Below are 6000 nucleotides of genomic sequence, written 5' to 3' on the forward strand. Positions count from 1 at the left end.
GTTGCACTCTATTTTTTAAACCACATTTATAACTATATTTCAACAAATATTTAACCACTAAAATAAGGGTAGTACCAATTTTTATATTCACCGGAAATTTTTCATTCTCACCGAAAAATTCTGATTCTCACCGCCAAATTCTGACTCTCACCGTCAAATTTTCATTCTCACGACCAAATTCTGGATCTCACCGCCAAATTTTCATTCTCACCGTCAAATTTTGGCTCTCACCGCCAAATTTTGGCTCTCACGGGAAAATTTTGGCTCTCACGCCCAAATTATGACTCCCACGGGAAAATTCTCACTTTCACCGTTGAATTTTGTTTTTTTCTATCTCATTTTCGTACATACTCTCATACCGCCGTTTTTCCCCTTCTATAAACATCAAAAATTTTGGAGGCATATCAACTTTAAACATCAACCCCCAGCAAAGCATTTAAGCCAAAACCTACCAGAAAAGAAAAGGCTGCCACCCCCATACTTATTGCAGCCATTTCCAAAAACCGTTTTTTAAAATCAAGATCCCTGACGACCGAAACATAATAATTAAACCCCCAGATAATAAATAATGCAATAACCAGAACAATTCCCAATGCCACAAATTTATTATCCACAAGAAAAAAAGGGAGAATGAGTAAGATGACCGTTCCCAAATACGAAATACCGGTTTAAAGAGCAGCTTCTTTGGCACGTGGATCACCTTCGGCCTTAGTGGAAAGAAATTCCGACGCAGCCATTGAAAGAGCACCCGAAATACCCGTAACCAATCCAGCGATGGAAATTATTTTGGTTTCTCCCAGAGCAAGGGTAAATCTGGCTAAAGCCCCTGTTAATTCAACAATGGCATCATTAAGCCCTAAAACAACCAAACCAACAAAAGTAAGATTGCCGACTTCCAGCATTTTAAGAATTTCCTTTTCATGTTCCCCCTCTACCCTGGCAAAATCTGCTGCCTCAGGAAATTATTTTGCCTGACGGACATAATTATCTGCGCCAGTACCTTCTTTTTCCTCCATTAGTTTCAGAGCAAAGGACAGGCCCAGGAAACGCGCCAGTAATAAAGTCCGGTACAGCCGCCACTTATCGGATTTCACCTGTTGTCCGGTTTTTAATTCCCAATAAGCTGCATGTTGTTTTTCCTGTTCTGCAATACGGTTGAGAACCTCGGCATTTTTTGCATTTCTGGTCTTTCGGGCAAGTCGTTTATAAATTTGGTATTCGGATATTTCTGTCCTTTGCGCATCAAGCGCATATTTCCTGGCCTGAGCATCCATTTTTCTGATTTTTTTTAACCTTCCAAAATGTTTACTTCTTCAAATTTAAGACCATTGTTTTAGAAAGCCTGTCGTGCCAGCCAGAATCTTCACCTCCCCAAAAAGATAAAGCCTCGAAAGGAATGAAACGACACAGGCTTCCAACAAAAATCGTTTGAAATCCGGGATGATTTCCGTTCTGATCTACTACCTTGGTTTTAGTAATATATTTTGCTATTGTTCTGCCACTGGCAAATTCAATTATGGAATAATAAATCATTCCAAAAACGAAAGCTATGGAATAGTTAAAAATCCGGTTCTCCGGATCAAACCCCGCAAAAGTTGATGGTGAAATCAGTGACAACAAAACACTCCAAATAAAAAATTCTATTAATCCAAAAACTATCAGAAAAACCGAAACAAGCAAATAATTGACAAGAAGCTTTTCCTGACCAGCAAGGTTACCATTAACAGCCTTTCCCCTATCCTTAACTTTCTATTCTGCTTTTAGCTTCTGATCTTCTTCTACAAAGTGATCGCATTCCAAGTCAAAATCTGCCCGGCGACCGGTTAAACTGCAAATAATACCAAATTGGGAATCAAAGCCCTGATTTTTGCAAATCTTACAAAATCTCAAATGTTCTTCTCTTGTCATAATAAATTAGGTTTGGTTTATTTTTTATGTATGCTTCCAAAATAGATTAAATCCTGATACCATCTGAAGAAGCTCCAACAGATACCTGAAATGTGACAGGCTCAACAACCCGTTGCAATTTGGCATTAATAAACGAAAGGTCATCTTTTGACAAAAAGAAAGAGATACTTCTTCGTTTCGCCCTATTTAAGAAAAACTCTTTTGAAATGCTTTAATTGTTTCACTGGCGAACAACCTAGGCAAAATTATCTCTGAGATATAACTGAACGACCTCGTCTCCATTATAATCGCCAGTTTTGGTAACAGAAAATTTCACTTCAAACTCAAATTCGTCCTTTTGTTCCATCGTAAGGTTATCATATTCAAACTGAGAAAAGCTGCGTCAATAACCAAGGCTGTAAAGTGGCGTTGAAGGCACATCAATATAGCCATGACCTTTGGGGTGTCTTGTCCTCCATGGCGGGGAATGGTTACCGGTAATCTTCCTGCGGGGTTATATTCACCAAAAATGACATCGGCCAAAGCGTTGCCCCCCTCCTGCCCCGGGTACCAGGCTGTAAGTAATACATCGGCATTTTCTGTTGCCCAATTCATATTCATTGGTCTGCCCTGAATATAGATCACAATTACCGGAGTTCCAGTTGCTTTAACAGCTTTCAAAAGCTTCAATTGATACCTCAGCAAATCCAAAGTGGCTCTGTCAAAACCTTCGCCGGCATCCATATCGCTCAAATAATCATCACCGGCAACATCAGCACCGGTTTCCTTAAAAGTTGTTTGAAAATCTCTTGCGCTGGAACCGCCAACAACTACCACAGCCAAATCTGCTTCCCTGGCTGCTCTGACTGCTTCAGGTATTTCATTCCAGAAGGTATCTCTAATGGCACAGCCCCTAACGTATTTTACTCCTGATTTTCCTATTTTGGATTCAATTCCTTCACGCACCGTCACAATATTGCTTTAGGTCTGACGGGCAGTGTTGCCCCCCAGCATATTGTATTGTGTGTCAGCATTGGGGCCTAACCACCACGCTGGAAATTTGTTCCTGGCTACTGGAAGAATATCATTTTTGTTCTCCAGCAGGACGACAGATTGCCTGGCTGCTTTCAAAGCGACATCAATATGTTCCGTTGTGCGAACATGAAGTTTTGCATCTTTTGGCTGCATATAAGGATTCTCAAACAATCCCATTTCGAATTTTAAACGTAAAACCCGGCTAACGGCCGAATCAAGAACCAATTCCTGCACGACTCCGTTTTTTCTGCATCAATAAGCTAAAGATAGGCATTACCCCCAGGTCAACATCAACTCCGGCTTCCACAGCCATAAGTGATCTTCCTGCATGGTTTCTGCCACAAAATGATTGCCTTTCAGCCCTTCAATGCTAAAAAGATCAGAGACCACAAATGCGTTAAATCCCCATTCGTCCCGCAATATGTCTGTCAGTAAATATTTATTGGAAGTACAGGGAATCCCGTAAATTGAATTGTAGGCAGTCCTTACCGACAGTACTCCTGCATCAACGGCGTCCTTAAACGGGGGCATAGAATTCTGATGCAGTTCATTCATTCCAATCATCACTGAGTTACCATTCAGACCAGCTTCGGGAACACCATAAGCAAGGAAGTGCTTAAGCGTGGAAATAACAGCATTTTCACCGGCCAGGTTACCCCCGCTCGTGCCCCGAATCATGGCTGCACCCATCAAGGCACTCAACACAGGGTCTTCGCCGTATGTCTCCTCAACCCTTAACCATCTGGGATCTCTCATTAAATCGAGCACAGGACCGTATACTATATGACTACCCTGAAGATGAATCTCTTTGGATATTACCTTTCCAATTTCTTCAATGGTAGTGGGCGACCAGGTAGACTCCAGGCCTATTCCAGTCTGAAAAACGGTTATTCCGTTTGCTATGTGTCCATGCTGAACTTCTTCAGCAAGAAACAAAGGGATTCCCAACCGGGTGTTTTCTATAACATATCGTTGAAGAGCATTTGCTGTTTTTGCAGCTAAATCAGGCTAGAGTCCCGTCTCCAATGTCTTCTTTGTCCACGGATAAGCCCTGAATGTGCCTCAAAGCATTCCAACATACCAGTCGCCAACGTACGCTTTAAACTTCGTAGAAGGACTTACATTTTCACCTTCCTTTATCCACATCACCCAACCAAAAGGACATTACAACTGACCTGCTTTTTCCTCAATGCTCATATGACTCAGCAAATCCTTCACGCGCTCTTCTGTTGACAAACCCGGATTTCTAACTCAGAATTCTTCGGGGGGGGCATTGCTGTAAACTTTAGTAGCTAAAATATTGATAATGAAGTGATAGTGTGAGGATAAACGGAGGCTTCCGCCTCCTGTTGTGAAGAACGCCCTCATACCTAATTTTTTTTGGCCAACATATTGTTGGCTCGGCGTTTTACATGCCTCTAATATACTAAATATCTGCATTATATGAAATTTTTATTTAGATTATTTGTCCACTTCACCAATTAATTCTTCCTTTTCGATCATCATGTAATATATAGAAATTACAAGCATCCAGTAGTCGATTTATTGTTTCTCTTGTGGAGCCTTTATTTCCTCTCATAATTGTAAGCTTCCCCAAAAATAGGACAGTTTAAAAAAGAAAAATAAGTTATACTTTTAAGCTGTATTATGAAAAGAAAAAGATTCACACCACAACAGATTTCTTCCATATTAAAAGAGTATGAAGAAGGTAGCTCAGTAGATGAGCTGTTAAGGAAACATGGGGTAAGCCGAGCTACATTTTATAAATGGCGTCAACGATACGGTGGAATGGAAGCATCAGAGTTGAAGCGTCTAAAGGAACTAGAAGAAGAAAATCGTAGGCTAAAAATGATGTATAGCGAGCTTGCACTAGATTATAAATTAGCCAGGGAGATAATAGAAAAAAAGCTATAAAGCCCTGCGAGAAGAAAAGTATTGCAAAAGAAGTGTGTAATCAAGTTCCCGGCGGCATCAGCAGGGCGTGCCGTGTATTAAATCTAAGTCGGTCTGTTTTTTATTACCAAAGCCAACGAGAAGATGGGGCTGTGATGGAAGCATTAGAAAAAAAAAATCAAAGCTCATCCAACAGAGGGTTTTTGGAAAGCGTACAGAAGATTAAGGAATGAAGGTTATGAATGGAACCATAAACGTGTTCATCGGGTTTATTGTTTGATGAAGCTTAATATCCGAAAAAAAGTAAAAAAGAGATTACCGGCAAGGGTAAAAACCCAATTGACAATTCCGGAAAAGAAAAACCACACATGGTCGATGGATTTCATGCACGATGCGTTGGAGAATGGCAGAAAAATAAAAGCGTTCAACATCATGGATGATTATAACCGGGAGGCCTTGCATATAGAGTTGGATTATTCAATCAAGGCCACCAAGGTTGTGTATGTGCTGAATCATTTGATAAAAAGGCGAGGTAAGCCACAAAGAATACGAATGGACAACGGTCCTGAATTTATATCAGAGGTGTTGAAAGAGTGGAGTGAAATCAACAAGATTGAGTTGTTGCATACTCAACCGGGGAAACCGACACAAAATGCATTAATCGAGCGTTTGAATCGAACCTATAGGGAGGATGTCCCTGATGCATACCTATTTGCATCATTAGATGAAGCCAGAGATGTTACCGAGCAATGGCTCGATGACTACAATAATTTCCGCCCCCATGATGCATTAGGTGGTATTAGCCCTGTTGCATATGATAAGGAAATAACAAACCAAATTCTATCCAGCAAAGAAAGGGAGTGTGCAGAACCTGTCAAGGGTATATAAACGGCCTTCAAATTGAATACACAATTGCTGTAGCGTTAATGCCCAGTTTTGAAGGGGTCTGGTCCATTTTTTTGCAATATTTTCAGTGGTTAAATAAATTAACTTCAGAAGTGCCATATCGCTGGTAAAGGCTCCTTTTGTTTTGGTTACTTTCCTTACCTGGCGATGAAATCCCTCAATAGGGGAATGTAAATTTAACTCTGTCCGGTAGAATTTTCGTAACTCAAAATAACTCATATTTTTTCTTTCAACCAATTCTTAAAAGCTCATTTGGGTAGTTTTCAGGTTCTGTCAAGG

General features: G+C 40.5%; 11 protein-coding genes and 1 pseudogene. 2 read left to right on the forward strand and 10 right to left on the reverse strand.

Going from position 1 to position 6000, the window contains the following annotated elements; translation table 11 throughout:
* Positions 1-410: 410 nt before the first annotated feature.
* The 9 genes from ACT29H_RS14610 to ACT29H_RS14650 form a co-directional block, all read right to left on the reverse strand.
* Positions 411-653, reverse strand: coding sequence for a hypothetical protein (locus tag ACT29H_RS14610; protein WP_444822390.1), 243 nt, complete (start codon positions 651-653; stop codon positions 411-413).
* Between the two features lie 15 nt (positions 654-668).
* Positions 669-902: a VIT1/CCC1 transporter family protein gene (locus ACT29H_RS14615; RefSeq protein ID WP_444822391.1), complete on the reverse strand. Its 234-nt coding sequence runs from the start codon at positions 900-902 to the stop codon at positions 669-671.
* A gap of 60 nt (positions 903-962) precedes the next feature.
* Positions 963-1274, reverse strand: coding sequence for a ferritin family protein (locus ACT29H_RS14620; protein WP_444822392.1), 312 nt, complete (start codon positions 1272-1274; stop codon positions 963-965).
* A 31-nt stretch (positions 1275-1305) separates the two neighbouring features.
* Positions 1306-1680: an RDD family protein gene (locus ACT29H_RS14625; RefSeq protein ID WP_444822393.1), complete on the reverse strand. Its 375-nt coding sequence runs from the start codon at positions 1678-1680 to the stop codon at positions 1306-1308.
* Between the two features lie 69 nt (positions 1681-1749).
* A complete protein-coding gene (locus tag ACT29H_RS14630; RefSeq protein ID WP_444822394.1) occupies positions 1750-1908 on the reverse strand; it encodes a hypothetical protein in 159 nt (52 codons plus the stop codon).
* 46 nt (positions 1909-1954) lie between these two features.
* Entirely contained in the window at positions 1955-2062 is a 108-nt protein-coding gene (locus ACT29H_RS14635) for a hypothetical protein (RefSeq protein ID WP_444822395.1), read from the reverse strand.
* Positions 2063-2220: 158 nt separating this feature from the next.
* Positions 2221-2853, reverse strand: a complete 633-nt coding sequence (locus ACT29H_RS14640) for a glycoside hydrolase family 3 protein (protein WP_444822396.1) — start codon at positions 2851-2853, stop codon at positions 2221-2223.
* A gap of 15 nt (positions 2854-2868) precedes the next feature.
* Positions 2869-3156, reverse strand: coding sequence for a hypothetical protein (locus tag ACT29H_RS14645; RefSeq protein ID WP_444822397.1), 288 nt, complete (start codon positions 3154-3156; stop codon positions 2869-2871).
* A 39-nt stretch (positions 3157-3195) separates the two neighbouring features.
* Positions 3196-3870, reverse strand: coding sequence for a glycoside hydrolase family 3 protein (locus ACT29H_RS14650; protein ID WP_444822398.1), 675 nt, complete (start codon positions 3868-3870; stop codon positions 3196-3198).
* Between the two features lie 699 nt (positions 3871-4569).
* On the opposite strand from ACT29H_RS14650, the gene ACT29H_RS14655 reads away from it, so the two are divergent.
* Positions 4570-4836, forward strand: coding sequence for a transposase (locus ACT29H_RS14655; protein WP_444822399.1), 267 nt, complete (start codon positions 4570-4572; stop codon positions 4834-4836).
* A gap of 156 nt (positions 4837-4992) precedes the next feature.
* Entirely contained in the window at positions 4993-5703 is a 711-nt protein-coding gene (locus tag ACT29H_RS14660; protein ID WP_444822400.1) for an IS3 family transposase, read from the forward strand.
* Here the strand turns inward: ACT29H_RS14660 and ACT29H_RS14665 are convergent.
* A pseudogene (locus ACT29H_RS14665) lies at positions 5656-5883 on the reverse strand (hypothetical protein); the annotation flags it as partial. The gene ACT29H_RS14660 and the pseudogene ACT29H_RS14665 sit on opposite strands and share 48 nt — an antisense overlap.
* Positions 5884-6000 lie beyond the last annotated feature (117 nt).

The sequence above is a fragment of the Thermophagus sp. OGC60D27 genome (genome assembly GCF_052400625.1).
GTDB lineage: Bacteria > Bacteroidota > Bacteroidia > Bacteroidales > Marinilabiliaceae > Thermophagus.